Consider the following 576-nt stretch of genomic DNA (forward strand, 5'->3'; position numbering starts at 1 on the left):
CGGCTCGAACATGGACGGGAACTCGCGGCCCGGGTTGATGTTGCCGGAGGCGGCCACGCCGATGCCGCCGGAGACGGCCGCGGCGAGGTCGGTGATGATGTCGCCGAAGAGGTTGTCGGTGACGATCACGTCGAAGCGCTCGGGCTGGGTGACCAGGAAGATGGTGGCCGCGTCGACATGCAGATAGTCGGTGGTGACCTCGGGGCTGGGCGCGGGCGAAGGCGTCGCGGACGACACGCTCGACGCCGTAGGCCGTGTTGACGGACACCTCGGTGGCGACCTCGTGCGGGGTGCCCTTGCGGATGGTGCCGCCGTTGCCGGTGTACGGGCCTTCGGTGCCCTCGCGGACGACGACGAAGTCGATCTCCGGCTGTCCGGCGAGCGGGGTGGCCACGCCCGGGAGGAGCTTGCTCGGCCGCAGGTTGACATGGTGGTCGAAGGCGAAGCGGAGCTTGAGCAGGAAGCCGCGCTCCAGGACGCCGGAGGGCACCGACGGGTCGCCGATGGCGCCGAGCAGGATGGCGTCGTGCCGCTTCAGCTGGGCGAGGTCGGCGTCGGTGAGGGTCTCACCGGTGG

At 70.7% G+C, this 576-nt stretch carries 1 pseudogene; it reads right to left on the reverse strand.

From position 1 onward, the window contains the following. Positions 1-538: pseudogene (locus CCN72_RS36450) on the reverse strand (isocitrate/isopropylmalate family dehydrogenase); the annotation flags it as partial. Positions 539-576: the final 38 nt, after the last annotated feature.

It is taken from the genome of Streptomyces murinus, from assembly GCF_002154555.1.
Classification (GTDB): Bacteria; Actinomycetota; Actinomycetes; order Streptomycetales; family Streptomycetaceae; genus Streptomyces; species Streptomyces murinus.